Here is a 26,297-nt window from a genome sequence, read left to right as displayed (position 1 = left end):
CAGCATGACGGCTCCCGTACTTGTATGCGGCTCGATGGCGTTCGACACGATCGCGGTGTTCGAAGGCCGTTTCAAAGAACACATCCTTGCCGAGCGCATTCAATCATTGAGCGTTTCGTTCCTGGTGCCCGCCATGCGCAAGGAGTACGGTGGCTGCGCCGGCAACATTGCCTACAACCTCAAGCTGCTGGGCGGCCAGCCGGTGCCGGTGGCGACGGTGGGCGAGGATGCCGGCGAATACCTGGCGCGCCTGTCCGGACTGGGCATCGACGTATCGCGCATCCAGGTCGTGCCCGGCACGTTCACCGCGCAGTGCTTCATCACCACCGACCTCGAAGACAACCAGATCGCTGCCTTCCACCCCGGCGCGATGGAGTTTTCCTCGGGCAACGACCTCAGCGACGCGCAGGCCGCCTGGGCCATCATCGCGCCGGACTCCAAGGCCGGCATGTTCGCCCACGCCGAGCGTCTCCACGCGCGCGGCATTCCGTTCATTTTCGACCTCGGGCAAGCCATGCCGCTGTTCGACGGCGCGGACCTGGAGCGCATGCTCAAGCTGGCCCAGGCGCTGACCGTCAACGACTATGAAGCCGGCGTGGTCGAGCAGCGCACCGGCCGCAGCCTGGCCGAGATCGCCAGCGGGCTGCGGGCCGCGGTGGTCACGCGCGGCGCGCACGGCGCCACGGTGATGGCCGGCGGGCAGACCATCGAGGTCGCGCCGGTGCAGGCGCAGGCGGTGGTCGACCCCACCGGCTGTGGCGATGCCCACCGCGCCGGCCTGCTTTACGGCCTGACCAGCGGCTGGGGCTGGGCGGACAGCTGCCGCCTGGGCAACCTGATGGGCGCGATCAAGATTGCCTCGCGCGGCCCGCAGAACCATGCGCCGTCGCGCAGCGAGATCGACGCCCTGATGCGCGCGAACTACGGTATCGGCCTGCCGGACTGAGACGGGCAGGGGAACCCTGGCCGCGGCGGACGATCCAACCAGCGCGCTGCAGGCATGTCGATTTGTAATAATGAGGCTGTGTCAGTAGCACCCTGTTTCGCTCACCCCGGCCAGCAAAATCCGGGGGCAGAGTATGATCGAGGATCATCGGTAAGTCCGATCGAGGAGCTTCAATGAACTATATGCATTCCCCCTCTGTAGTTGCCGGGCGCGCCCGCCGCCTGCTGGCGGTAGCGGCGGTTGCCGGCTCGGTGGCCGTTCTGGCCGGCTGCGCCAATCCCAGCGCATCGAGTGGGGTGTACACGTACGGCCAGGCGCAGCGCGAGCAGATCGTGCGCACCGGCACGGTCACCGGCGTGCGTCCGATCACCATCCAGAACGACAAGTCCAGCGGCGTCGGCATGGTGGCCGGTGGCGCGCTGGGCGGGGTAGCGGGCAATGCCGTCGGCGGCGGCACCGGCCGCACCATCGCCACGGTGGGCGGCGTCATCCTCGGCGCGCTGGCGGGCAACGCCATCGAGAACCGCGCGGGCAAGTCCTCCGGCTACGAAATCACGGTGCGCCTGGACAACGGCGAAACCCGGGTCGTGGCGCAGGAAGCCGACGTGCCCATCAGCGTGGGGCAGCGCGTGCAGGTCATCAGCGGCGCGGGCCCGACCCGCGTGACACCGTATTGATCGCCCGCTGCTTCCGGCAAGACGCCCGCTTCACGCGGGCGTTTTTTTTTGCGGCGGCGGGCCGGGAGTCGGCGGGTGCCTGTCCCCCATGGCGTACGGCAGTGTGCCTGTCCCGGCGGGGACAGGCACACGCACGGGCAGATGCCATGAAATCTTGCAGGCGCCTGTCCCCCGGCGGGGACAGGCACCCGGGGAAGGGGGTATTTTTGTGACCGCCGATGTTTTTTCAGGCGGCCGTCAGAATCCGGAAAGTATAGTCGCGCTCGAAACTCTGGGGGCGGGGTGTATATGCCTGACGAGGCAACCTGCACACTGACCAGCCATGCACACCGAGCAAGAACTGCACACCCGGATCGCCGACATCGTCGAGTCGATCATCCTCAAGAAAGTCACCCCCGACACTGCCCTGATCTCTTCCGGCCTGGTCGATTCGCTGGCCGCGGTCGACATCACGCTGGCCGTCGAGTCGGAGTACGGATGCAGTATCCCGGCGCCTGAAATCGCCGAACACCTACAGTCGGTCCGCACGCTTGCCGGCTATGTCGCTGCCAATTCGCAATAGCCGCCTGCTGTCCCACCTGGCCGCGATGGCAAGCGCCGTCGCGCTGTCGCTGGGCCTGTACTGGGGCGCCGATGGCGCGCTCAGTGCGTTGGTGCACCCGCATTCCAGCGTGGCGTCGGTGCGCGACAACTATCTGCCCAATCTCGGCCCGGACTGGGGCACGCAGAACGTCAACCTGAACCGGCTGGGCAACGCGCTGGCCGATGGCACCCTGGTCGTGCTGGGTTCGTCCGAACTGTCCAGCCATGATCTGCGCTTCGTGCCCTATCGATTCTTTCCGCAGGAACTGAAGGTGCCGACCCTGGCGTACGGCCATGCCATGTTCCAGTCGTATGGCATCGTCAGCGTGCTGGAGGCGGTGGCCGATTCCCTCACGCCGAATACGCGCCTGGTGATCATGGTGTCGCCGGCCTGGTTCGCCTCGGGCGGGCAACTGCCGCGCTCGGCCTTCGCCGAGCACGTCACCGGGCCGGTGTGGGACCGCCTGTGGGACAAGCCCGCCACGCGCGAACAGATGCAGGACTGGATCGCCGACAACGCCAACTGGGGGCTGCTCTGGCTGATCGCCAACGGCCAGGTGGCCGAGCTCAAGGACAAGATCGCGCTGTGGTGGAACAGCCGCGGCGAGCGCGCGCCCGACCGGCCGCGCAGCCCCCTGGCCGTGCCGGCGCACAAGTATGTGAGCTGGCCGGCGGCGGCCCGCCTGGATGCGGGGCGCTGGCACGACCTGCTGGGCCAGGCGCGCGGTATCGAAGCGGAACTGGGCGGGCACAACCCCTACGATGTGCGCGACGACTACTACCGGCAGTACCTGGCGCCGTTGAACTCGCCGGCGCGCAATGAATTTCCGGAGATGCCGCCCATGACGCGGCCCGAACTGGGCGATCTGGCCCGCGTCATGGCGCTGCTGCAGCAGCGCAAGGTGCGCGCCTATTTCGTGATCCAGCCCTTCAATCCCAAGCTGATCCTCGATGTCGAGCGCTTCGACCCGGTGGCCGATGCCATCAAGGGCATGTGCGCGCGCTACGGCATGGGCTGCCTGGATATGTACAGCGTGCCGTTCCAGCCCGGCATGGTGCGCGACGACATGCACCTGGCCGAACTGGGCTGGGCCATCGCCGACCAGGGCATTGCGGAGTTCTTTTCCCGATGAAGCGCTTCTTCTGGCATTTGTGCCTGTACCTGGGCCTGATCCTGGTGTTCGTGCTGCAGGCGCAGCCCACCACGGGCAGTGGCGGACCGATCAAGGTCGAGTTCCAGTACCAGCAGTTCTGAAACGGCCATGGAACTGTTCGGCAGCTTTGCTTTCTTCGGCGGCGCACTGTTCGGCGGCCTGGGCCTGCTGCTGTACCGCGCGCTCGGATTGCCCTGGCGGCTGGGCTACCGCCACCTGATCGGCGCGCTGTGCCTGGCGGTATGGCTGGCGGTGTTCTGGACCCGGCCATACCAGCCGCTGGGGCTGCTGGCGGTGGCCAGCGCCGCGTTGTGGGCGATGCGGCGCGGCTACCTGCCCACCTGGGCGGCGGTGCTGCTGACCATGGCGCCCCTGTTGCTGCTCAAGTGCGGCATCACCACCATGACCGGCATGCTGGGGCTGTCGTTCGCCACGTTCCGGGCTGTCGACGTGCTGCTGTTCGCGCCCCGCAATGAGCGCATTTCGCCGCTCGACTACTGCATCTACCTGTTCTTCCCGCTGACGCTGCTGGCCGGGCCGATGTACCGCTGGCGCAACTTCCAGGCCGACCTGAAGCGCGGCTATGAAGGCGTGACGCTGGAAACCTGGCTGGCCGGCCTCGAATTGCTGATTTTCGGCGTGATCCAGAAGTTCGGCGTGGCCGAGGCAATCTGGCGCTACGGCCTGAACACCCTGGATGCGCACGACTACTCGCTGACCGGCGTGGCGCTGAACGCCAGCCTCTACAGTTTCTACCTGTTCTTCGATTTTGCCGGGTACAGCAGCATGGCGATAGGCGTGGGCATGCTGTTCGGCTTTACCCTGCCCGTCAATTTCCGCAATCCGCTGGCCAGCGCCAATCCGCAGGATTTCTGGCGCCGCTGGCATATCAGCCTGTCCGAATGGCTGCGCGATGTGGTGTTCATGCCGATCTACAAGGCGCTCAGCAAGACGGCGTTTTTCGGCCGCCACCGGCTGGCCGCGCAGAACATCGGCATTCTCGCCACCCTGCTGGCCATGGGCGTGTGGAACGGCCTGGCCCTGCATTACGTGGTCAGCGGCCTGATGTTCGGCGCCTATTCGGTGGGGCACAACCTGCTGGTGCAGCATGCGCGCACGCGGCCCGCGCTGCAGGCGTTCCTGGCGCGCCGGCCGGTGCAATGGGCCGGGCGGGCGCTCACGCTCATCCTGGCCGCGTTGGCGCTGTACGTGTTCAGCGGCCGCAGTCCTATCTGATCCGCCGGGAGTGCGCGGCATGTATTTCGATCTACGCAGTTTCGAATTCGTTTCCGATGCCCGCGGCGGGCAGGCCGACGCGGTCGTCGGCAGCGATCGCGTGCTGACATGGCAGGCGTTGCGGGAAGAGGCCTGCCAGTGGGCGGCGCGGGCGCGCGCCCACGGTATCGGTCCGGACGTGCCGGTGGTGATCCACGGCCACAAGGAGGCGGCCTTCTTCGTCGCCATGGCGGGGGCCTTGCTGGCCGGCGCGCCGTTCGTGCCCGTCGATACCATCTACCCGCCCGAGCGCGTGCGCCGCATCGTGGAGATCGTGCGCGCGGCCGCGGTGTACGACACGCAGGCGGATGTCTTCCGGCCCGGCGCGGCCGAGCCCGCAGCGCTGGCCGAACGGGGCCTGGCCTACGTCATGTTCACCTCGGGCAGTACGGGCGATCCCAAGGGCGTGCAGATCGGGCGCGAGAGCGTGGCCTTGCTGGGCGATTGGCTGCGCGATGGCCTCGCGCTGGGCGAGGCGCCGGTATTCATGAACCAGGCGCCTTTCAGTTTCGATCTGTCCATGTACGAGGTGTTCGGCACCCTGGCCGCGGGCGGCACCTGCGTACTGAATGCGCGCGAGCAGATCGCCGCGCCGCAGCAGTGGCTGGCGCGCCTGGCTGGATCCGGCGTGACGGTCTGGGTGTCGACGCCATCGTTCGCCCATCAGCAGCTGGCCAACCGCGATTTCTCGCCGCAGCAACTGCGGGCGCTGCGCACATTCCTGTTCTGCGGCGAGCCGCTGCCCGTGGCGCTGGCGCGCAAGCTGCGCCAGCGCTTCCCCGAGGCGGCGATTCTCAACACGTACGGTCCGACCGAGGCCACGGTGGCGACCACCGCGCTGGTCGTCGACGATGCGGTGCTGGCCGAACACGACCCCCTGCCGGTCGGCTACGCCAAGCCCGCCAGCCTGCTGTACGTCGCCGACGATGAAATCTGCATCGTCGGCGATCACGTGATGCGCGGCTATCTCAATCGCCCAGACCTCAACCAGGCCAAGCTGTTCGTGCATCATGACGGGCGCCGCGGCTTTCGTACGGGCGACCTGGGACGGATGCGCGAGGATGGGCTGCTGTTCTGCCGTGGCCGCATGGACGACCAGATCAAGCTCAACGGCTATCGCATCGAGCTGGCGGAAATCGATGCGGCCCTGCATGCCCTGCCGGGCGTGGCGGGCGGCGCCTGCGCCGTGCTGCGCCGGCCCGACGGCACCGCGGTGCGGGTGATCGGGTTCGTGGCGCAACGTACGGTGGAACAGGCCAGCTTCCAGTTGCCGGCGGCGCTGCAGCAATGGAAAGCGCAACTGACAGGGCGGCTGCCGTCCTATATGGTGCCGTCCGAACTGGTGGCCTGTCCGGATTTGCCCGTATCGAACAACCACAAGATAGACCGCAAGAAGCTGCTGGAAATCTACGCGGCGATTCCGGCGGCGGCGTAGCGCCGTTTCAGACGCCGAATATGCCGTAGGCCAGGCGTGCCACCATCATCAGCAGGATCTGCGCGCCGATCAGCAGCACCAGCGGCGAGAAGTCGATGGCGGTGCGCGGCAGGATGCGCCGGATGGGGTCGAGCAGCGGCGCGGTCAGCGTCTGCAGCAAGGGCATGAGCGGCGACAGCGGGTTGACCCACGACAGCACCGCCTGGATCAGCGTCATCCACACCATCAGGTTCAGGGTCCATTTCAGGACCATCAGCAGCGCCGAGCCCATGGCCGAGGGCAGGGCGCTGGCCGGCGGCAAGGCGCCCACGGCGCTCAGCCAGACCAGGATAAGGTAGATCAGCGCAGCCACCCAGGCCGCGATCAGGCTGGTCCAGTCTATCGAGCCGGTAGCCGGTATCACACGGCGCAGCGGCAGCACCAGCCAGTTGGTCCCCTGGTAGATGGCGCGTGCCAGCGGATTGAAGGGATGCAGGCGTACGGCATGGATCCAGGCCCGCAGGATCAGGGCCGCGCCGAACAATGTGAAGGTGATTTCAAGCAGAAAGCGGATGATGTCGCCGAGCATGAGGGCAGTCGCCAAACAATAACGGCTTTTATTGTCGCATGGCGGGCGCCAAAAGATAGCGCGGGCCGCGAAGGCGGGCGAAGGCGCGGGACGGAAAAAGCCGCCTGGCGGAGCCAGGCGGCTTAAGGTGCTGCTAACTGGCGAAGAGGTCCGTTACGGACGGCCGCCGGTCGGGAACGGCCACGACGCAGCGGGGTTCAGCGCAGTCTTCGCGCCCGGAGCGGCAGCGGTCGAAGGAGGCGTCGCGGGCTTCTTGGGCGCAGCCTTCTTGGCAGCCGGCTTTTTCGCGGCGGGCTTCTTGGCGGCAGGCTTCCTGGCCGCGGCAGCCTTCTTGGCAGGCGCCTTCTTGGCAGCAGCCTTCTTGGCAGGCGCCTTCTTGGCGACGGCTTTCTTGGCTACGGCTTTCTTGGCTACGGCTTTCTTGGCTACGGCTTTCTTGGCGACAGCTTTCTTCGCCACGGCCTTCTTGGCTACAGCCTTCTTGGCTACAGCCTTCTTGGCTACAGCCTTCTTGGCGACTTTCTTGGCCGCGGGTTTCTTGGCGACGGCCTTCTTGGCGACCTTCTTGGCTGCCGGCTTCTTCGCGGCAACCTTCTTCACCGCCGGTTTCTTGGCGGCGACTTTCTTCACAGCGACTTTCTTGACCGCAGCTTTCTTGGCCGGAGTGGCCTTCTTGGCGGCAGCCTTCTTCGCTGCGGGTTTCTTAACCGCCTTCTTGGCGGCCTTCTTGGCAGTTGCCATGGTCATGCTCCTTAGGTTCAGGGGTCCCAGAACTTAAACCCGTGTGGCAACCCCCAAAACAGGCGGATTGCACCCGGGCTATTCATCGGCGCATGCCGCTGTCCCTGACTGGCGACAGCTACTGCGGCTTGCGCTAATGAATTCAGCACAGCCATTTGATATGGCCCCCGCAACCTCGTCGGCGCGAGCCATTTCAAATGGCGCCGATAGGCGGCCTCGCCAGAGGTCGCCTACCGCTACGTTCTACGTGTCAGAACACCAGTCACCGGGGCACATCCGGCTTGCCTGCGACCGGCGCAGGCAAGCGGCATGAACGCTTATTCCCAGCTCAACGTACCGCCGGTCTGGTATTCGATCACGCGAGTTTCAAAAAAGTTGCGTTCCTTCTTAAGGTCGATCATTTCCGCCATCCACGGGAAGGGGTTTTCTTCCTGGGGGAACAGCGGTTCGATACCGATCTGCTGGCAACGGCGATTGGCGATGAAGCGCAGGTAGGACTTGAACATGGGGGCGTTCAGGCCCAGCACGCCGCGCGGCATCGTGTCTTCGGCGTAAGCGTATTCGAGTTCGACCGCTTTGCGGAAGAGTTCGCGGATTTCTTCGCGGAACTCCGGTGTCCACAAATGCGGATTCTCCAGCTTGATGGTGTTGATCAGGTCGATGCCGAAATTGCAGTGCATGGATTCATCGCGCAGGATGTACATGTACTGTTCGGCGGCGCCGGTCATCTTGTTCTGGCGGCCTAGCGCCAGGATCTGCGTAAACCCGACATAGAAGAACAGGCCTTCCATCAGGCATGCAAAGACGATCAGCGACTTAAGCAGTTTCTGATCGGCTTCGGGCGTGCCGGTATGGAAGTTCGGGTCCGCGATCGCGTCGATGAACGGAATCAGGAACTCATCCTTGGCGCGGATGGACGGGACTTCGTTATAGGCGTTGAAGATCTCGGCCTCGTCCAGGTCCAGGCTTTCGACGATGTACTGATAAGCGTGGGTATGGATGGCTTCTTCGAATGCCTGGCGCAGCAGGAACTGGCGGCACTCGGGCGCCGTGATGTGGCGGTAGGTGCCCAGCACGATGTTGTTGGCGGCCAGCGAGTCGGCCGTCACGAAGAAGCCCAGGTTGCGCTTGACGATACGGCGTTCGTCCTCGGTGAGCCCGTTGGGGTTCTTCCAGAGGGCGATGTCGCGCGACATGTTGATTTCCTGCGGCATCCAGTGGTTGGCGCAGGTGGCCAGGTATTTTTCCCAGGCCCACTTGTACTTGAACGGCACCAACTGGTTGACGTCGGTCTCGCCGTTGATGATGCGCTTGTCGGCCACCTTCACGCGGCCGGCGGTGGCGTCCGAGGCCCCCAGGCTGGCTGCGTGCTGGGGCGCGGTGGGCGTAGGCAGGGCTGCGTCGCCGAACACGCCGGTCGCGGCCCGCACGGCGGGCGCGGCTTCCCGCCCGCCCGCGGGCGCGGGCGAGGTGGCGGGTTTGGTGGCGATGTTCTCTTCTTCCCAATTAAGCATGATCGAATTTTCCGGTGGCGGTTATTGGCAGGCTTCGCACTCTTCGAAGCCGGGGTCTCCCGGCCGCATGGTGCAAACCGCCCCGACGATTTCGGGTTCCGGCAAAACGGGTGCTGCGGATACGGCCGAGCCCGCGCCGTGGTCGCCGGCGCTGACGGCGTTCAGTTCGCCGCCGCGGCCCGTCGACTTCTCGGCGCTGGTGGCGCCGAGGGTGCGCAGGTAGTAAGTGGTCTTCAGGCCACGCTGCCACGCCAGCTTGTAGGTGTCGTCCAGCTTCTTGCCCGATGCGCCCGACATGTAGATGTTGAGCGATTGGGCCTGATCGATCCACTTCTGGCGGCGCGAGGCGCACTCCACCAGCCAGCTCGGTTCGACTTCGAACGCGGTGGCGTAGAGCTTGCGAAGTTCGGAAGGTACGCGATCGATACGGGACAGGCTGCCGTCGAAGTACTTGAGGTCGGCGACCATGACTTCGTCCCAGAGACCGAGTTTCTTCAGGTCACGCACGAGATAATCGTTAACGACCGTGAACTCGCCGGAGAGATTCGATTTGACGTACAAGTTCTGGAAAGTGGGTTCGATGCACGCAGATACACCAATGATATTGGAAATCGTCGCAGTTGGGGCGATTGCGATGCAGTTCGAATTGCGCATGCCGTGTTCTTTGATGCGTGAACGCAACGTATCCCAGTCCAGCGAGCTCGAATCATCGACGTCGACATTGCCGCCGCGCTCTTCGCGCAGCATCGCAAGCGTGTCTTGCGGCAGGATGCCGCGCGACCACAGCGAACCTTCGTACGACTGGTAGCGGCCGCGCTCTTGCGCGAGTTCGCTCGACGCCCAATACGCGTGATAGCACACCGCTTCCATCGAACGATCCGCGAAGTCGATGGCGTCCTGCGACGCATACGGCACGCGCATCACGTGCAGGCAATCCTGGAAGCCCATGATGCCCATGCCCACCGGGCGATGGCGCTCGTTGGAGTTGCGCGCCTTGTCGACCGCGTAGTAGTTGATGTCGATCACGTTGTCGAGCATGCGCATGGCCACGCCGATGGTGCGCTTGAGCTTGTCGTGGTCGAGCTCGTAGCCGCCGTTGGCGCTGGGCTTCATGTGCGCCACCAGGTTCACCGAACCCAGGTTGCACACAGCGATTTCGGTGGCGTTGGTGTTCAGCGTGATCTCGGTGCACAGGTTCGAGCTGTGCACCACGCCCACGTGCTGCTGCGGCGAGCGGATGTTGCACGGATCCTTGAAGGTGATCCACGGATGGCCGGTCTCGAACAGCATCGACAGCATCTTGCGCCACAGCGAGACAGCCGGCATTTTCTTGAACAGCTTCAGTTCGCCGCTGGCGACCTTGGCTTCGTAGCCCGCATAGGCCTGTTCGAAGGCCTTGCCGTACTTGTCGTGCAGGTCGGGGCAGTCGGAGGGCGAGAACAGCGTCCATTCGCCGTTTTCCATCACGCGCTTCATGAACAGGTCGGGAATCCAGTTCGCCGTGTTCATGTCGTGGGTGCGGCGGCGCTCGTCGCCGGTGTTCTTGCGCAGTTCGAGGAACTCCTCGATGTCCAGGTGCCACGTTTCCAGGTAGGTGCACACCGCGCCCTTGCGCTTGCCGCCCTGGTTGACCGCGACGGCGGTGTCGTTGACCACCTTGAGGAACGGCACCACGCCCTGGCTTTCGCCGTTGGTGCCCTTGATGTGGCTGCGCAGCGCGCGCACGGGCGTCCAGTCGTTGCCCAGGCCGCCGGCGTACTTGGCCAGCAGCGCGTTTTCCTTGATGGCGTCGTAGATGCCTTCGAGGTCGTCCGACACCGTGGTCAGGTAGCACGACGACAGCTGCGAGTGCAGGGTGCCGGAGTTGAACAGCGTCGGGGTCGAGCTCATGAAGTCGAACGACGACAGGATTTCATAGAACTCGATGGCGCGCGCTTCGCGGTCGGCTTCGCGCAGCGCCAGGCCCATGGCCACGCGCATGAAGAACACCTGCGGCAGCTCGATGCGCGTGCCGCGCACGTGCAGGAAGTAGCGGTCGTACAGGGTCTGCAGGCCCAGGTAGCCGAATTGCAGGTCGCGGCGGCCGTCCAGGGCCTTGGCCACGCGCTCCAGGTCGTATTCGGCCAGCTTGGCGTCGAGCAGGCCGCCTTCGATGCCGCGCTGGATGAAGGCGGGGAAGTATTCCGCGTAGCGGGTGGCCATGTCGGCCTGCGACACTTCCTCGCCCAGCACTTCCTTGCGGATCGTGTGCAGCAGCAGGCGGGCGGTGACCTGGCTGTAGGCCGGATCCTTTTCGACCAGCGCGCGCGCGGCCAGGATGGCGGACTTGAACACTTCGTCGACCGGAACGCCGTCGTAGAGGTTCTTGACCGTTTCCTTCAGGATGGCTTCGGTGTCCGTGTATTGCGTCAGGCCTTCGCCGGCGGCTTCGATGGTGGCGCGCAGCGCAGCCAGGTCGAGCGGACGGCGCACGCCGTTGTCGACCACGCTGAGGGTCGGTTCCTGGGCGGCGGCCGGCGAGCTCTTCTCGAGCACTTCGGCGGCGGCGGCGCGCTCCTGGGCGCGGCGCTCGCGGTACAGCACGTAGGCGCGGGCCACGTCGTGCTCGCCCGAGCGCATCAGGGCCAGTTCAACCTGGTCCTGCACGTCTTCGATATGGAAGGTGCCGCCGGCGGGGCGGTTGCGCACCAGCGCGCTGACGGCCTGCGCGGTCAGCTGTTCGACCAGCTCGCGCACGCGCGCCGACGCCGCGCCCTGGCCGCCGTTGACGGCCAGGAACGCCTTGGTCATGGCGATGGCGATCTTGCTGGGTTCGAACCCCACCACCGAGCCATTGCGGCGGATGATGTTGTAGCTGGCCCATTGGCCGCTGTTGGGATCGGTGGAGGTCTCGGATTGGGCGGGCGGCACGGCCGTGGGCCGGGTCACAGAGGCGATCGTAGTCTGCATGGAAGCTCCTGTGCGAAAAAGCGTAGAGGAAGGCCAGGCGGGCCGCCTGGCCGGGTGTAAAAGTATTCGGTGTGAGGGGAATCGCTACGCGTGGACGAATGGTCCGGGGTGCGTGGCCGGTGGGTCCAGCGTGTTTAGCGACCACAAGATGTAGTGTACCACCCCCTCGTATGGCACTAATTCTAGTGAGCGTCCGGGTCCGGGACAAGACACTGAGCGATACAAGTTCAAATTTAGTTGTTACTAAATGCGGCGGGCGCGCCCTGCAAGGCGCGCCCGCCGAAGTGATCGCTCTGAATGAGCGTCTATGCGGTCTGGCGCAGGGAAACGTCCGGCGAGCCGGTCGGTTCCTGGTAGCGCTGCAACTGCCGCTCCAGTTCGTCGCGATATTTCCGCACGCTGGCCTGCTTGACGTGGCCATAGCCGCGCACGGTTTCGGCAAGGGCGGCGATTGTAGCCGCTTGCGCCAGCCTGTCAACGCTCAGCCCGGCCAGCAGCTGGATGACCGTGGCGCGGTACTCGGCCACCAGCGCGCGTTCCATGCGCCGCTCGGCGGTGTGGCCGAACGGGTCGAACCACGTGCCGCGCAGTTCCTTCAGGCGCGCCAGGGCTTTCATCAGGGTGAGGGTTCGGGGGCCCAGCGTGATCTTGCGCGGCGCGCCGGTGCGCGGGTCCTTGCGGGCCAGCAGCGGCGGGGCCAGGTGCAAGCGCAGGCTGTAGTCGCCCTCGAACTGGCTGTCGAGCTGGGCGCGGAAGGCGTCGTCGGTGTAGAGGCGCGCCACTTCGTATTCGTCCTTATAGGCCATCAGCTTGAACAGGCTGCGCGCCACTGCCATGGCCAGGCGTGGCGCGCGGGCTGCCGGCGCCAGCTCGCGTTCGCGCGCGGCCACCTGTTCGACCAGGTCGCGATAAGCCTGCGCGTACGCGGCGCTCTGGTAGGCGGTCAGGTCGGCAACGCGGCGCTCGACGGCGCGCTCGAACGACTCGGGAATGTGCAGCTGCACGACCTGGGCGGCCGGGCGCAGCGCCTGCGCCATGGATTGCGGCTCGTGGGCCGCCAGCCTTCCGGCGTCGAACGCGGCGCGGTTGGCCGCCACGGCCACGCCGTTCAGTTCGATGGCGCGCGCCAGCGCGGCCAGCGCGAGCGGCACGTCGCCGCGCTGCCAGGCATGGCCGAGCATGAACATGTTCGACAGGATGCTGTCGCCGAACAGGGCCTGCGCCGCCGCGTGCGCGTCCAGGGCCGCGACGTGCTCGCCGGCGGCGTGGCGGATCTTCGCCAGCAGGGCGTCGGCGCGCAGCGGCGCGTCGGGGTTGCGGGTGAAGTCCGATACCGGCGCCACATAGGTATTGACGGTGGTGCGAGTATGGTCGCGGCGCAGCGCGCCCAGTGAATCTGGCGCGACGGCAGCCACCGGGTCGCACAGGATGGCGGCATCGGCCTGCTGCCAGTCCAGCCGCACCGGCCCGTTGGCCGTGCCGGACGGCGCCAGGCGGATGTGGCTGACCACGGTGCCGCCTTTTTGCGCCAGGCCGGTGAGATCCAGCACGGCGGCCGACAGGCCTTGCAGGTGCGCGGCCATGGAGACGATGGCGCCAATGGTGATCACGCCGGTGCCGCCCATGCCGGCGACCAGCAGCCGGTACGGCGCCTCCAGCGGCGCCGGGCGCGGCTCGGGCAGCCGTGCGATGCGGGCGCGCAGGCGCTCGTGGTCGGCCGCCGGCGCGGCGCTCTTGCGCGGCTTGCCGCCCATGACCGAGACGAAGCTGGGGCAGAATCCCTCCACGCACGAATAGTCCTTGTTGCAGCTGGACTGGTCGATGGCGCGCTTGCGGCCGTAAGGGGTCTCCAGCGGCACTACCGACAGGCAATTCGACTGCACGCCGCAATCGCCGCAGCCCTCGCAGACGGCGCTGTTGATCAGCAGGCGGCGCGGCGGGTCCGGGAACTGGTTCTTCTTGCGGCGCCGGCGCTTCTCGGCCGCGCAGGTCTGGTCGTGGATCAGCACGGTGACGCCGGGCGTGGCGCGCAGCTCGCGCTGCACCGCGTCCAGGTCGCGGCGGTGGTGCACATCGATGCCGGGGCCCAGGGCGACGCCGCGGTATTTTTCCGGCTCGTCGGTGGTGACGACGATGCGCGCCACGTTCTCGCCGCGCAGCTGCTGGCAGATCTGCGGCACCGATATCGGCCCGTCGACCGGTTGGCCGCCGGTCATGGCCACGGCGTCGTTGAACAGGATCTTGTAGGTGATGTTGGCGCGCGCGGCCACGGCCTGGCGGATCGCCAGGTAGCCCGAGTGGTAATACGTGCCTTCGCCCATGTTCTGGAACACGTGCGGCATCTCTATATAGGGAGACAGGCCGATCCAGTCGGCGCCTTCGCCGCCCATCTGGGTCAGGCCGCCGGTGTCGCGGTCCATCCAGGCCGCCATGTAATGGCAGCCCACGCCGGCCAGCGCCTGGCTGCCTTCGGGCACCTTGGTGGAGGTGCTGTGCGGACAGCCCGAACAGAAGTAGGGGCGCCGGCGCATGCCGTCGGCGTCGTTGGAAAGCGGCGCCGGACACGCGAACGCTGCGGGCGCGGCGCCGCCCGGCATATGGCCCGCGCGGCGCAGCCACGCGGCCAGCGGGGCGGCCAGCAGCGACGGCCGCAATTGCCCGGCGGCCGGAATCAGCTCGGCGCCATCCAGCCCGGTCTTGCCGGCCACGCTGGGGCGGTTGAACAGCAGGTCCTTGATCTGGCTTTCGACGACCGCGCCTTTTTCCTCGATGACCAGGATGTGCCGCAGGCCTTGCGCGAATTCGATCAGGCGCGGCCCGTCCAGCGGCCAGGTCAGGCCGGGCTTGTAGATGCGCACCGGCGCCTGGGCGCCGACGGTGTCCAGGCCCAGCCGATGCAGGGCCTCCATGGTGTCCAGGTGCGCCTTGCCCACCGTGACGATGCCGAGCGTGGCGCGCGGGGCCGCGCAGACCAGCCGGTCCAGCGAATGGCGGCGCGCGAACGCGCGCACCGCGCGCAACCGGCGGTGCATGCGCAGTTCGACCGCCGGCGACAGAAAGTCGCGCGCGGTGTATTCCAGTTGTTCGGCGGGCAGCTCCGGGTCGTCGGGCATCTCGTAGGCGGCCGGCGGCTCGAGCACGAACGACTGGCCGCATTCCACGGTTTCGGACACTGCCTTGAACGCGACCCATGCGCCGCTGTAGCGCGACAGCGCCCAGCCCCATAGCGCGAAGGTCTCGTATTCGTCGATGGACGCCGGGTGCACGATGGGCATGTGCCAGCCGATCAGCGATGCCTCGCTGGCATGCGGGATGGACGAGGAGACGGCGGTATGGTCGTCGCCGACCACCACCAGCACGCCGCCATGGCGCGAGGCGCCCGCCGCGTTGCCGTGGTGCAGCGCGTCGCCGGCGCGATCCACGCCGGGGCCCTTGCCGTACCACATGGCGAACACGCCATCGACCTTGCGGTCGGCGCGCACGCCGGCCTGTTGCGTACCCATGACGGCGGTGGCCGCCATGTCTTCATTGATGCCGGGCAGGAAGCTGACCTGGTTGTCCGCCAGCGCCTGCCCGGCCTTCCACATGGCCATGTCGACGCCGCCCAGCGGCGAGCCGCGATACCCGGAGACGAAGCCGGCGGTGTTCAGGCCGCGGTCGCGGTCGAGCCGGCGCTGCGTCAGCATCATGCGCACCAGCGCCTGCGTGCCGGTCAGGAACACCCGCCCGCTGGTGCGGGTGAGGTTGTCGCCGAGTTGATAGTCGAGGTCGATATGCGGGTCGACCGCGGGGGGGCCGTCCATGGCGTGTGCTCCAGTTCTTTCGACCATGATAGGTGCGTGGAGCCCGGCATTCATTGCGTTTTCGGATCGTGTAATCCCTATAATGCGAAACAAACATTTCGTTTGTGGCGAAAACAGGAGGCAACCCGATGGACAAGACCGATATCGGCATTTTGAAGGCGTTGCAGGAGGACGGGCGGGCCTCGGCGCAACAGCTGTCCGAGACAGTGGGGTTGTCGGCCGCGCCGGTCTGGCGGCGCGTCAAGGCGCTGGAGGCGAACAAGGTCATCACCGGCTACAGCGCGCAGGTCGACCGCAGCAAGGTGGGCCTGCAGGGGTGCATGTTCGCGCAGATCAGTCTGGAACGGCATTCGGCCGGCACGGTGGAAACGTTCGAGCGCTCGGTGCGCGATGCGCCGGAAATCCTCGAATGCTATGCCGTGACCGGCGATTCGGATTTCCTGTTGAAGATCCTGGTCGAGAGCCCGGAGGCCTACGACCGCTTCCTGCACCGTTTCCTGTTCAACCTGCCCGGCATCCGCCAGACCCGTACCATCGTGGTGCTGCGCGAACTCAAGCACGAGGTCCGCCTGCCGCTGTAGGCGCGCCGCCTCGCCATATAGAGCGGTGTGCCTGTTCCAGTGGGGACAGGCACGCCTCGCCGCGGATGATCCGGGACAGGGCCCTCGGATACGGCGCCGGAAGCATCTGGACACGGTGTAACTGTTGCGCAATTGCACAAGGCCCCGCGCGCCATTGCTTTGTCTGTCGCCGCTCTTTAGAGTGCGTGCTGTCGTCGCGTCGGCAGTCCGGCAGGCGGCGCTGTCGTGTTTGTTTTGCGTGGTCCGAGGAAGTCATGAGTCGTGTGTCTATATCGCTGGTCGGCGCCCTGGGCGTGGCGCTGATGCTGGGCGGCTGTGCCGCCCGCAAGGAGTCTGCCGCCACCGCGCCGCGCGCGACGCCCGAGGCGCCCGAGGCGGTGGCATGCACGCCGGCCCAGGCCGGCGATCCGATGGTGGGAACCTGGTATTCGGTATCGCGCCAGCGCAGTTTTGCCGGCGACTTCCAGACATTGACGGTGCTGTCCGCCGACGGAACGATGCGTTATGAAACGCAACTGAAAGTTGGCCGCAAGACCCGGCCGGCCCTGCGCGAAACCGGCTGCTGGCACGTGGCCGATGGCATCTACACCATGCGGACCACGCAATCGAACGGCGAGCCCGTCGATGCGTCCGATCCCATCTACCAGAACCGCTACCGCGTCGAGAAGGTCGACAGCGGCAAGCTGACGCTGCGCGAACTCAAGCGCAACGGGCAGGCCGTCACGGCCCGCCGCATGCAGCCCGGCTACCGCCTGCCCTATTGAGGATTGTCGCCAGCGGCGCGCCATTCGGGTAAGGTGGCGGACTTCCCACGTCGCCGCCGCTACCCGCCATGTCGTTGTCGTCCGAAAGTCGAGCCATCCTGCTGTTGGCGTTGGCCGCCTTCGCCAGCTCCACCGCTTTCCGCATCTGCGACCCCATGCTGCCCCAGCTGGCGGCGGATTTCGCCACCACGACGGGGCAGGCCGCCTACGCGGTGACCGCGTTCGCCATCGCGTATGGCGTACTGCAGATGTTCTTCGGCCCGCTGGGCGATCGTTATGGCAAGTACCGCGTGGTGTGTATCGCCACCTTCGCGTGCGCGCTGGGCAGCGCCGCGGCCGTACTGGCCGGTTCGCTGGACGCGCTGGTGGCTGCGCGGGCGCTGTCGGGCGCGGCCGGCGCCGGCGTGGTCCCGCTATCGATGGCCTGGATCGGCGACAACGTGCCCTACGAGCGGCGCCAGGCCACGCTGGCGCGCTTCCTGACCGGCACCATCCTGGGCATGGCGGCCGGCCAGCTGGTGGGCGGCCTGTTCGCCGACACGGTGGGCTGGCGCTGGGCGTTCGCGGTCCTGGTGGCCATCTACCTGGTGGTGGGCACGCTGCTGTACCGTGAGCTGCGCCGCCAGGCGGCCAGCGGCCAGACGGGCGCGGCCGGCGCGGCGCGTATCGGATTCGTGGCCCAGGCGCGCCTGGTGCTGGGCACCCCGTGGGCGCGTGTCGTGCTGGCCACGGTGTTTTTCGAGGGATTGCTGGTGTTCGGCACCCTGGCCTTCGCGCCGTCCTACCTGCACGCGCGCTTCGGCATTTCGCTGACCGCCGCCGGCGCACTGGTGGCGTCCTATGCGCTGGGCGGCCTGCTCTACACGCTGGTGGCCGGGCATGTGCTCAGGCGGCTGGGCGAGCGCGGACTGGCGCTGGCCGGCGGCCTGGTGCTGAGCGCGGCGTTCCTCTGTTATTGGCTCGGGCCGCAGTGGCTGTGGAGCCTGCCCGCCGGTGTGCTGGCCGGGTTCGGCTACTACCTGCTGCACGCCACCTTGCAGACCAACGCGACGCAGATGGTGCCGGCCGCGCGCGGCACCGCGGTGGCCTGGTTCGCGTCGTGCCTGTTCATGGGCCAGGCGGCCGGCGTGGCCCTGGCCGGCCTGGTGGTGGACGCAGCCGGCGCCGCCATGCTGTTCGGCATGACCGCGCTGCTGCTGCCGCTGCTGGGTTGCGGATTCGCCTGGGCGCTGCGCCGCCACGCGGCGGCGCAGACGGCGCAGGCGGCATAAGCGTCAGAGCGCCTGCAGGCGCGCCAGCACGGTTTCCTTGCCCAGCAATTCCAGCACGGCGTCGACCGCCGGGGTCTGGGCCCGGCCCGTCACCGCGACGCGCAGCGGAATGCCCAGTTGCGGCATCTTCAGGCCGCGGTCGGCCAGCACGGCCTTGATCAGGGCGGAGATGGCGGCGCGGTTCCATTCGGTGTCGCGTGCGCGGGCGGCGAAATCGGCCAGGGCGGCGCGCGCCGTTTCGGTCAGGTGCTGGGCCGCCAGCTCGGCGGGAGCGGGCTGGTATTCGCCGCAGAACAGCATGGCGTCCTCGGCCAGTTGCTCCAGGGTTTCGGCGCGGTCTTTCAGCAGCCCCATGATGGCCGGCAGGTCGGCGGCCTGCGGCTTGCCGCCGCGGCGTTCGACGCGCGGCGCCACGCGGCCGGCCAGCTCGGCGTCGTCCATGCCCTTGATGTAATGGGCGTTGACCCAGTTCAGCTTCTTCGGGTCCCATTGCGAGGCCGACTTCGACAGGTGGCGGGTGTCGAACCACTCGACCAGCTGTTCGCGCGTGAACAATTCATCGTCGCCGTGGCTCCAGCCCAGCCGGGCCAGGTAGTTGATCATGGCTTCGGGCAGGTAGCCCTGGGCGTCGTATTCCATGACATTGACCGCGCCGTGCCGCTTGGACAGCTTTTCGCCGTCCGGCCCGAGAATCATCGGGACATGGCCGTATTCGGGCAGGGTGGCGCCCAGCGCGCGCAGGATGTTGATCTGGCGCGGCGTGTTGTTGACGTGGTCGTCGCCGCGCAGCACATGGGTGATGCCCATGTCCCAGTCGTCGACCACCACGCAGAAATTGTAGGTGGGCGTGCCGTCCGGGCGCGCGATGATCAGGTCGTCGAGCTCGCCGTTGTCGAAGCTGATCGGGCCCTTGACCATGTCGTTCCAGCTGGTGGCGCCGTCGATCGGGTTGCGGAAGCGGATCACGGGCTTGCGGTCGGCCGGCACCGGCGGCAGGGTCTTGCCGGGCTCGGGGCGCCAGGTGCCGTCGTAGCGCGGCTTCAGGCCCTTGGCGCGGGCGGCTTCGCGCATGGCGTCCACTTCCTCTGGCGAGCAATAGCAATGGTAGGCCGTGCCGGCCTCGAGCATGCCGGCCAGCACCTCGGCATAGCGGTCCATGCGCTTCATCTGGTAGAACGGGCCCTCGTCGGGCTGCATGCCCAGCCAGTCCATGCTGTCGAGGATGGCCTGCACGGCCTCGGGCGTGGAGCGTTCGACGTCGGTGTCTTCGATGCGCAGCACGAATACGCCCTGGTGATGGCGCGCGAAGGCCCAGGAGAACAGGGCGGTGCGGGCGCCGCCCAGGTGCAGGAAACCGGTGGGCGAGGGCGCGAAGCGGGTGCGCACGGGACGCGTAGCGTTGGCTGTCATAAAGGCATAGGGGCGCGGCCGCTCGGCGGACTGCGCCATCTCCATAAAAGAAGTGGCGAAACATGCGCCCGCCATGGATGTTGGCGGGCGGTATTGATACGATGAGTGCTATTTTAGATTAGCGCCCGGGATCAGATGCTGCGACACGTTCTCGCCCCGATGTTCGAGCCCGCTTCGCTGGTGGTCATCGCCGACCGCCTGTTGCCCGTGACCTCGGTGCTGCCGTCGGCCCTGCGGGCGCGTACCACGGTGGTACAGGCCGCGCCGGGGGCGGCGCCCGAGCTGCCGGCGGCCTGTGCCGGGGTGGCCGAGGGACAGCGTCCCGACCTGGCGCTGGTATGCGTGGCCCCCGGGGTGCTGCCCGAGACGCTGCGGCGCCTGGCGGCCCTGGCGCCGCGGGCCGTGATCCTGTTGCCCCACGAGCTGCCCGACCCGTATCCGCGCGGCACCCAGGCGCTGTGCCGCGCCTGGGCGGCCGAGAACCGCTGCGAACTGCTGGGGCCGCGCTCGTTCGGGGCGCAGCGTCCGCACGCCGGCCTGAACCTCAGCCAGCATCCGTCGCTGGCGCGCGCCGGGCGGGTGGCGCTGGTGGCGCAGTCGCGCTCCATCATGGCGGCGGTGATGGACTGGGCCGAAGACGTGCACATCGGGTTTTCCATCGCGGTATCGCTGGGCGACGAAGCGGTCGTGGGGCTGTCGCAGGTGCTCGATTACCTGGCCAGCGATTCCCGCACCGACAGCATCGTGCTGTATATCGAGGACGTGGGGCCGGCGCGCGAGTTCATGAGCGCGCTGCGCGCCGCCGCCAGCGTCAAGCCCGTCATCGTGCTCAAGGCCGGCCGCGCCGACGCCAACGGCGTCGATGCCGTGTTCGATGCCGCGCTGCGGCGCGCCGGGGCGGTGCGGGTGCGCTACTTCGTGCAGCTGTTCTCGGCCGTCAAGGTGCTGGGCTATACCCGGCGTCCGCGCGGCCGCCGGGTGGCGCTGTTCTCCAACGGCAGCGGCCCGCCGCAACTGGCGCTGGACCTCATCGGCCCGGACGCCGCGGTGCTGCAGGCGAAGCTGTCGCCGGCGACGCAGCGCACGCTGGCCGACATGCTGGAACCCGACGCCGCCACCGCCAATCCGGTCATTACCTATACGCCGCTTACGCCCGAGCGCATCCAGGCCATCCTGGACTGCCTGCTCGACGACGCCGGCGTGGATGGCGTGCTGGTGCTGCTTGCGCCCGACGCGCTGGCTGACATGCCGGCGGTGGCGCGCCAGCTGGCGCAGTTGGCGCCGCGCGCGCGCAAGCCGGTGGTCAGCTGTTTCATGGGCGACGCGGGCATGCGGCCGTTGCGCCGCATGCTCGACGATGCCGGCACCTCGGCGTTTCGCACGCCCGAATCGGCCGCCGACGCATTCGGCGTGCTGGCCACCCATCACTACAACCAGCAATTGCTGCTGCAGACCCAGCCGCCCGAGCCGCCCGGCCTGCTGCCCGACAGCGCCGGCGCGCGCGACATCATGGGGCAAGCGCGCGCGCAAGGGCGGCGCGAGCTGGATCCCATCGAGGCGCGCGCGCTGCTCGATGCCTTCTACGTGCCGCTGCGCGAAGGCCCGCTGGGCGTGCGCCCGATCGAGGCCGAATCGCGCCCGATGGCGATCCGCGTGCGGCGCGATCCGCATTTCGGCCCGGTCATCCGCTTCGGCGCGGGCGGGCCCGACGCGGTCCTGTCGGGCGCCGACCGGGGCATGGACCTGCCGCCGCTCAACGGCTTCCTGGCGCGCCAGATGATAGAGCGCAGCCGGCTGTGGCGCCGCGTGCTGGCACCGCAGGTCACCAACGTCGCCGCCGAGGCCTTGCAGCACGCGCTGGTGCAGGTCTCGGAGATGGTGTCCGAACTGCCCGATATCGAGTCGGTGGATATCGATCCCCTGTACGCCGGGGAAACCCAGCTGCGCGTCGGCGGCTTGCGCATCGTGCTGTGCGAGCGCGAGGCCACCGTGTCGCCGCAGCTCAGCGGCTACGCCCACATGGCGATCCATCCCTATCCGGCGCGCCTGGTGCAGGCGCGCCGTTTCGACGATGGCACGCCCTGGGTCATCCGCCCGATCCGGCCCGAGGACGGCGAGCCGCTGCAGGAGTTCATTCGCGGGCTGTCCGAGCGCTCGCGCTACATGCGCTTCGTCTCGATGATGCGCGAGCTGACGCCGCGCATGGTGGCGCGCTATACCCAGGTGGACTATCACCGCGAATTGGCCCTGGTGGCCGCCACGCAGGTGCCCAACCCGGCCAACCGGGGCCACCCGCGCGAAGTCATCATCGGCTTCGCGCACTACCTGCGCAACCCGGACGGGCGCGGCGCCGAGTACGCGTTGGTCATCGGCGACGACTGGCAGCGCCGCAAGCTGGGCGGCCAGCTGATGAGCGCGCTCATCGACGCGGCGCGCGAGCAGGGGCTGGAATACATAGACGGGCTGGTGCTGTCGACCAACCGGCCGATGCTGACACTGATGACGCGGCTGGGCTTTACCAACGACGCAGACCCCGAGGACCCGACCATGCGGCGTGTCTGGCTGCAGCTGCGCGAGCCGGACGCGCCGGCCTAGTCGGTGTCGGCCGCCACCGCCTTGCGGTCGACCGGTCGTTCGAAATACCACTGGGCCGCGTTGTGTACGTGGCGCGCCGCCAGCAGGCTGGCGAGGTCGGCATCGCCGGCGGTGACGGCCTGCAGGATGCCCGCGTGTTCGTCCAGGATGTCGGCCGCCCGTGTCACGCTGTTGCGGGCGAACAGCAGGGCGGTGCGGTCGCGCAGCGAGCGCATCAGGTCCTGCAGCACGGCGTTGGTGCTCACGCCGCCCAGCAGTTCGTGGAAATGCCGATTCTGCTCCACCAGGGCGGCGGTGTCGCCGCGTTCGCAGGCGTGCGCGCCGTCGCGGATGGCGCGGTCCATGTCGGCCACTTGCTGGGGGTTGCGGCGCTGCGCGGCCAGGCGGGCGTTCAGGGCTTCGAGGGTGGCGCGCACTTCGACGATGTCGCGCGCATGCTCGGGCGACAGGCTGGCCACCGAGGCGCCGCGCCGGGGTTCGATGCGCACCAGGCCGGCGGCGGCCAAGGCGCGCAGCGCCTCGCGCACCGGAATGCGCGAAACGCCCATTTCCTCGGCCAGGTCGCCCTCGACCAGGCGTTCGCCCTGGGCATAGGCGCCGCTCAGGATGCGTTTGCGCAGGGTTTCCTGCACCAGGGCGAACAGTGGCGAATGTTGGCTGCCTAGGGTCATCGTCGTGATCCGCGCGGAGCGCGGATTATCCAAGCCTGCGATGGTCGGTAGTCAAACCGTATACCGTATTCAATGAAAACGCAACAAGGGAAATCCTGATTGTCGAATCTTGTGCAGGCATCTCTGGTTTTGATGGAAGTTCGTTGATTTTAATGAATAAAATTTCGTATTGCCTTGCTTGGTTCGTTGTGTCTAAATTCGGAATTTAAGAATATAGTATACGTTTGTGGTGGTTCGTTCCGGCGCCGTTCGCGTGCCGGCCTTGTTGCACAACAAGCGCAAATCAGGGGGTAGTCATGGGCCAGCAAGTTGTCATTACTGCGGCGCATTGGATGTATCTGCTGGGCGTGGTCGTCATCGTGATCACGATGATCTTTCGCGCCAACGTCGTCGTTCCCTCCCTGCTGGGTACGTTGCTGGTCGGCATCGCCTTCGGCGGCAGCGTCGTCAGCGGCGTGACGGCCGTGTTCAACGCCAGCTTCATGGCGGCCAAGGAGCTCTTCAACATATTCCTGGTCATCGCATTCATGACCGCCCTGCTCAACGCGCTCAAGACGCTGGGCTCGGACGTGCGCATGGTGCAGCCCTTCCGGGCCGTCATGACCAACGGCCATATCGCATTCGTCGTGCTGGCGCTGGCCACCTATCTCATCTCGCTGTTCTTCTGGCCCACGCCGGCCGTGCCCCTGGTGGCCGCCATCCTGCTGCCCGCGGCCATCGCCGCCGGCCTGCCGCCGCTGGGCGCGGCCTGTGCCATCGCCATCGCCGGCAGGGCATGGCCCTGTCGTCCGACTATGTCATCGGCGTCGCGCCCGGCATCAGCGCCAAGGCCGCCGGCGTGGCCACCGCCCTGGTTGCCGAACGCACGCTGATCCTGTCGCTGGTGACCGGCATCGTCGCGCTGGTGCTGGCCTATGTCGGCATGCGCCGGCAGATCCAGGCGCCCAGCGAAGCGCTGCTCGACGCCTGGCAGCGGCGCGCGGTGGTCGTGCCCGAATCGGTCGAGGAGTCGGGCACCATGGACAAGGGCGAACTGGCCGCCGCCGTCGATTACGACAGCGGCTCGGTGCCGCTGGGCAAGCAGGGCTGGTCGCGCCTGTTCGCCATCGTCACCCCGGTGGTCTTCCTGCTGGTGGTGCTGGTCATGGTGGCGCCGCGGCTGTTTCCCTCGCTGCCGGCGCTGCGCGGCGGCGAAGCGGCGGCCCTGGTGGGCGGCGCCGCGGCGCTGCTGATGGTGGCCGCTACCGCCGTCGGCGTGCCTGGACGCGATTTCCTCAACACGGCCGCCGACCACGTCACCGACGGCTTTGTCTTCGCGTTCAAGGCCATGGGCTCGGTGCTGCCCATCGCCGGCTTCTTCTTCCTCGGCGCGCCCGACCAGGCCGCCGGCATCCTCGGCGTCGAGCCGGGCCATGCGCCCAACCTGCTGTTCGACCTGCTGCAGGCCGCGCAGGGCTGGATTCCCAACAGCCACCTGGTCGTCGCCTTCGGCGTGCTCATCGTCGGGGTCATCACCGGTATCGACGGCTCGGGCTTTTCCGGCCTGCCGCTGACCGGCGCCTTGTCCGGCGCGCTGGGCGCGACCGCCGGCGTGGACGCCGCCACCCTGGCCGCGGTGGGCCAGATGGGAGCGGTCTGGACCGGCGGGGGCACCCTGGTGGCCTGGTCGTCGCTGATCGCGGTGGCGGGCTTTGCCCGCGTGCCGGTGCTGGAGCTGGTGCGCAAGCTGTTCGGGCCGGTGGTGCTGGGCCTGATCGTCTCCACCGTGGCGGCGGTGATGTTCATGACCTGAGGCCGCGGCGGCGCCGGGCCGGGCAGGCCGGCGGCGCCGGGCCGGGCAGGCCGGCGCCGCCGGATGAGGCAGGCGGGGCGCGACGGCATACACTGTCGGTCGATCCTGTCTTTCGCGATCCTCTGCGATCCGCCTTATTGTGACCAACACGTCTTTTTCCTCCCTGCCTCTTCTGCCCGCCTTGCTCGACAACCTGCAAGGCCTGGGCTTTGAACAGATGACGCCGATCCAGGCGCAAAGCCTGCCGCTCATCCTGGAAGGCCGCGACCTGATCGCGCAAGCCAAGACCGGCAGCGGCAAGACCGCCGCATTCGGCCTGGGCGTGCTGCAGAACCTGGACGTCAACCGCCTGGCGCCGCAGGCGCTGGTGCTCTGTCCCACCCGCGAACTGGCCGACCAGGTGGCCCAGGAGCTGCGCCGGCTGGCCCGCCTGATTCCCAACGTCAAGGTGCTGACGCTGTGCGGCGGCGCCGCCGCGCGTCCCCAGGCCGAATCGCTGGCGCGCGGCACGCATCTGGTGGTGGGTACGCCCGGCCGCATCCAGGACCACCTGGCGCGCGGCAGCCTGGACTTGTCCACGCTGAACACGCTGGTGCTGGACGAGGCCGACCGCATGGTGGACATGGGGTTCTACGACGACATCGCCGCCATCGCCTCGCATTGCCCGGCCAGGCGGCAGACCCTGCTGTTCTCGGCCACCTACCCCGACAACATCCGCAAGCTGAGCGCCCGCTTCCTGCGCAATCCGGCCGAAATCAAGGTGGAGGCCCAGCACGACGCCAGCCGCATCGAGCAGCTCTTCTTCGAGATCGACGAAGGCCAGAGGCTGGATGCCGTGGCGGCGCTGCTGGCCCACTTCCGCCCGGCGTCCACGCTGGCGTTCTGCAACACCAAGATCCGCAGCCACGACCTGGTCGAACGCCTGCGCGCCCAGGGCATCAGCGCCCAGGCGCTCAACGGCGACCTGGAGCAGCGCGAGCGCGATGAAATCCTGATCCAGTTCGCCAACCAGAGCTGCGCCGTGCTGGTCGCCACCGACGTGGCCGCCCGCGGGCTGGACATCCAGAACCTGGGCGCGGTCATCAACGTGGACGTGACCAAGGACACCGAAGTCCACGTGCACCGCATCGGCCGCAGCGGCCGCGGCGACCAGAAAGGGCTGGCGCTGAGCCTGTGTTCGCCCGAGGAAATGCGTTGGGCCAACCTCATCGAGCAATACCAGGGCGCCCCGCTGAAATGGGCCGACCTCGGCTCGCTGCGGCCCAAGTCCGACCGCCCCTTGCGCGCGCCCATGATCACCCTGTGCATCCAGGGCGGCAAGAAGGACAAGCTGCGTCCCGGCGACCTGCTGGGCGCCCTGACCGGTGACGGCGGGCTGGCGTTCGAGCAGGTCGGCAAGATCAACATCACCGAATTCAACGCCTATGTGGCGCTGGACCGCCAGGTCGCCAAGCAGGCCTTCGCGCGCCTGTCCAACAGCAATATCAAGGGACGGCGGTTCCGCATGCGCTTCCTGGAAGAGTTCTGAGCCCGGCGGGCCGAGGCGCGCGAGCGCGGCGCTAGAATGGA

19 protein-coding genes and 1 pseudogene are annotated in these 26,297 nt (G+C 67.6%); 13 read left to right on the top strand and 7 right to left on the bottom strand.

Annotated features, from left to right (window positions below):
* Positions 1-4 precede the first annotated feature (4 nt).
* The 7 genes from LK409_RS17785 (at position 5) to LK409_RS17760 (ending at position 6,069) form a co-directional block, all read left to right on the top strand.
* Positions 5-946 carry a carbohydrate kinase family protein gene (locus LK409_RS17785; protein WP_003814947.1) on the top strand — a complete coding sequence of 314 codons (942 nt, stop codon included), beginning with the start codon at positions 5-7 and terminating at the stop codon, positions 944-946.
* A 173-nt stretch (positions 947-1,119) separates the two neighbouring features.
* Complete coding sequence (locus LK409_RS17780) at positions 1,120-1,623, top strand: outer membrane lipoprotein (RefSeq protein WP_003814946.1); 504 nt, start codon at positions 1,120-1,122, stop codon at positions 1,621-1,623.
* Between the two features lie 322 nt (positions 1,624-1,945).
* The gene (locus tag LK409_RS17775; protein WP_003814943.1) at positions 1,946-2,185 is read left to right on the top strand and encodes an acyl carrier protein; all 240 of its coding nucleotides are present in this window, start codon (positions 1,946-1,948) and stop codon (positions 2,183-2,185) included.
* A gap of 25 nt (positions 2,186-2,210) precedes the next feature.
* Positions 2,211-3,338, top strand: a complete 1,128-nt coding sequence (locus LK409_RS17770; protein WP_003814941.1) for a D-alanyl-lipoteichoic acid biosynthesis protein DltD — start codon at positions 2,211-2,213, stop codon at positions 3,336-3,338.
* The gene (locus tag LK409_RS22715; RefSeq protein WP_003814939.1) at positions 3,335-3,460 is read left to right on the top strand and encodes a hypothetical protein; all 126 of its coding nucleotides are present in this window, start codon (positions 3,335-3,337) and stop codon (positions 3,458-3,460) included. Before LK409_RS17770 ends, LK409_RS22715 begins: the two co-directional genes overlap by 4 nt.
* Positions 3,461-3,467: 7 nt before the next feature.
* The gene (locus tag LK409_RS17765) at positions 3,468-4,595 is read left to right on the top strand and encodes a membrane-bound O-acyltransferase (protein WP_010929306.1); all 1,128 of its coding nucleotides are present in this window, start codon (positions 3,468-3,470) and stop codon (positions 4,593-4,595) included.
* Between the two features lie 10 nt (positions 4,596-4,605).
* Positions 4,606-6,069: a D-alanine--poly(phosphoribitol) ligase gene (locus LK409_RS17760; protein WP_010927112.1), complete on the top strand. Its 1,464-nt coding sequence runs from the start codon at positions 4,606-4,608 to the stop codon at positions 6,067-6,069.
* Positions 6,070-6,076: 7 nt separating this feature from the next.
* On the opposite strand, the gene LK409_RS17755 is transcribed toward LK409_RS17760, so the two are convergent.
* The 5 genes from LK409_RS17755 to LK409_RS17735 form a co-directional block, all read right to left on the bottom strand.
* Complete coding sequence (locus LK409_RS17755) at positions 6,077-6,652, bottom strand: YggT family protein (RefSeq protein WP_003814933.1); 576 nt, start codon at positions 6,650-6,652, stop codon at positions 6,077-6,079.
* A gap of 138 nt (positions 6,653-6,790) precedes the next feature.
* Positions 6,791-7,378, bottom strand: a complete 588-nt coding sequence (locus LK409_RS17750) for a histone H1-like DNA-binding protein (RefSeq protein ID WP_041937459.1) — start codon at positions 7,376-7,378, stop codon at positions 6,791-6,793.
* Between the two features lie 317 nt (positions 7,379-7,695).
* The gene (locus LK409_RS17745) at positions 7,696-8,892 is read right to left on the bottom strand and encodes a ribonucleotide-diphosphate reductase subunit beta (RefSeq protein ID WP_003814929.1); all 1,197 of its coding nucleotides are present in this window, start codon (positions 8,890-8,892) and stop codon (positions 7,696-7,698) included.
* Positions 8,893-8,913: 21 nt separating this feature from the next.
* On the bottom strand, positions 8,914-11,841 hold the full coding sequence (locus tag LK409_RS17740; protein WP_003814928.1) for a ribonucleoside-diphosphate reductase subunit alpha: 2,928 nt from the start codon (positions 11,839-11,841) through the stop codon (positions 8,914-8,916).
* Positions 11,842-12,146: 305 nt separating this feature from the next.
* Entirely contained in the window at positions 12,147-15,644 is a 3,498-nt protein-coding gene (locus LK409_RS17735) for an indolepyruvate ferredoxin oxidoreductase family protein (RefSeq protein ID WP_010929304.1), read from the bottom strand.
* A 128-nt stretch (positions 15,645-15,772) separates the two neighbouring features.
* Between LK409_RS17735 and LK409_RS17730 the strand changes: the two genes are divergently transcribed.
* The 3 genes from LK409_RS17730 to LK409_RS17720 all read left to right on the top strand — a co-directional run bounded on the left by LK409_RS17730 (position 15,773) and on the right by LK409_RS17720 (position 18,260).
* Complete coding sequence (locus LK409_RS17730; protein ID WP_003814925.1) at positions 15,773-16,225, top strand: Lrp/AsnC family transcriptional regulator; 453 nt, start codon at positions 15,773-15,775, stop codon at positions 16,223-16,225.
* Between the two features lie 254 nt (positions 16,226-16,479).
* A complete protein-coding gene (locus LK409_RS17725; protein WP_010929303.1) occupies positions 16,480-16,989 on the top strand; it encodes a hypothetical protein in 510 nt (169 codons plus the stop codon).
* A gap of 68 nt (positions 16,990-17,057) precedes the next feature.
* The gene (locus LK409_RS17720; RefSeq protein WP_010929302.1) at positions 17,058-18,260 is read left to right on the top strand and encodes an MFS transporter; all 1,203 of its coding nucleotides are present in this window, start codon (positions 17,058-17,060) and stop codon (positions 18,258-18,260) included.
* A 3-nt stretch (positions 18,261-18,263) separates the two neighbouring features.
* Here the strand turns inward: LK409_RS17720 and gltX are convergent, their stop codons facing one another.
* Positions 18,264-19,709 (bottom strand): glutamate--tRNA ligase, encoded by a 1,446-nt coding sequence (gene gltX, locus LK409_RS17715; RefSeq protein ID WP_010929301.1) that lies wholly within the window; start codon positions 19,707-19,709, stop codon positions 18,264-18,266.
* A gap of 96 nt (positions 19,710-19,805) precedes the next feature.
* Here gltX and LK409_RS17710 point away from each other — a divergent pair, with 96 nt between their 5' ends.
* Entirely contained in the window at positions 19,806-22,265 is a 2,460-nt protein-coding gene (locus LK409_RS17710) for a bifunctional acetate--CoA ligase family protein/GNAT family N-acetyltransferase (RefSeq protein WP_010929300.1), read from the top strand.
* On the opposite strand, the gene LK409_RS17705 is transcribed toward LK409_RS17710, so the two are convergent.
* A complete protein-coding gene (locus tag LK409_RS17705; protein WP_003814914.1) occupies positions 22,262-22,936 on the bottom strand; it encodes a GntR family transcriptional regulator in 675 nt (224 codons plus the stop codon). The two genes, LK409_RS17710 and LK409_RS17705, sit on opposite strands and share 4 nt — an antisense overlap.
* A gap of 296 nt (positions 22,937-23,232) precedes the next feature.
* On the opposite strand from LK409_RS17705, the pseudogene LK409_RS17700 reads away from it, so the two are divergent.
* Positions 23,233-24,728: pseudogene (locus LK409_RS17700) on the top strand (hypothetical protein).
* Positions 24,729-24,867: 139 nt separating this feature from the next.
* Positions 24,868-26,256, top strand: coding sequence for an ATP-dependent RNA helicase DbpA (dbpA, locus tag LK409_RS17695; RefSeq protein WP_003814910.1), 1,389 nt, complete (start codon positions 24,868-24,870; stop codon positions 26,254-26,256).
* Positions 26,257-26,297: the final 41 nt, after the last annotated feature.

It is taken from the genome of Bordetella parapertussis, assembly GCF_020735925.1.
Taxonomy (GTDB): Bacteria; Pseudomonadota; Gammaproteobacteria; order Burkholderiales; family Burkholderiaceae_B; genus Bordetella; species Bordetella pertussis.
Note: the sequence above shows the minus strand (reverse complement) of the source record. Positions and strands in the feature narration are given on the sequence as shown.

Excerpts from the sequence above, each read along its gene's own strand:
- LK409_RS17785 (WP_003814947.1), top strand. The coding sequence starts at position 5 with ATGACGGCTCCCGTACTTGTATGCGGCTCGATGGCGTTCGACACGATC.
- LK409_RS17780 (WP_003814946.1), top strand. The coding sequence starts at position 1,120 with ATGAACTATATGCATTCCCCCTCTGTAGTTGCCGGGCGCGCCCGCCGC.
- LK409_RS17775 (WP_003814943.1), top strand. The coding sequence starts at position 1,946 with ATGCACACCGAGCAAGAACTGCACACCCGGATCGCCGACATCGTCGAG.
- LK409_RS17770 (WP_003814941.1), top strand. The coding sequence starts at position 2,211 with ATGGCAAGCGCCGTCGCGCTGTCGCTGGGCCTGTACTGGGGCGCCGAT.
- LK409_RS22715 (WP_003814939.1), top strand. The coding sequence starts at position 3,335 with ATGAAGCGCTTCTTCTGGCATTTGTGCCTGTACCTGGGCCTGATCCTG.
- LK409_RS17765 (WP_010929306.1), top strand. The coding sequence starts at position 3,468 with ATGGAACTGTTCGGCAGCTTTGCTTTCTTCGGCGGCGCACTGTTCGGC.
- LK409_RS17750 (WP_041937459.1), bottom strand. The coding sequence starts at position 7,378 with ATGGCAACTGCCAAGAAGGCCGCCAAGAAGGCGGTTAAGAAACCCGCA.
- LK409_RS17745 (WP_003814929.1), bottom strand. The coding sequence starts at position 8,892 with ATGCTTAATTGGGAAGAAGAGAACATCGCCACCAAACCCGCCACCTCG.
- LK409_RS17740 (WP_003814928.1), bottom strand. The coding sequence starts at position 11,841 with ATGCAGACTACGATCGCCTCTGTGACCCGGCCCACGGCCGTGCCGCCC.
- LK409_RS17735 (WP_010929304.1), bottom strand. The coding sequence starts at position 15,644 with ATGGACGGCCCCCCCGCGGTCGACCCGCATATCGACCTCGACTATCAA.
- LK409_RS17730 (WP_003814925.1), top strand. The coding sequence starts at position 15,773 with ATGGACAAGACCGATATCGGCATTTTGAAGGCGTTGCAGGAGGACGGG.
- LK409_RS17725 (WP_010929303.1), top strand. The coding sequence starts at position 16,480 with ATGAGTCGTGTGTCTATATCGCTGGTCGGCGCCCTGGGCGTGGCGCTG.
- LK409_RS17720 (WP_010929302.1), top strand. The coding sequence starts at position 17,058 with ATGTCGTTGTCGTCCGAAAGTCGAGCCATCCTGCTGTTGGCGTTGGCC.
- gltX (WP_010929301.1), bottom strand. The coding sequence starts at position 19,709 with ATGGCGCAGTCCGCCGAGCGGCCGCGCCCCTATGCCTTTATGACAGCC.
- LK409_RS17710 (WP_010929300.1), top strand. The coding sequence starts at position 19,806 with ATGCTGCGACACGTTCTCGCCCCGATGTTCGAGCCCGCTTCGCTGGTG.
- LK409_RS17705 (WP_003814914.1), bottom strand. The coding sequence starts at position 22,936 with ATGACCCTAGGCAGCCAACATTCGCCACTGTTCGCCCTGGTGCAGGAA.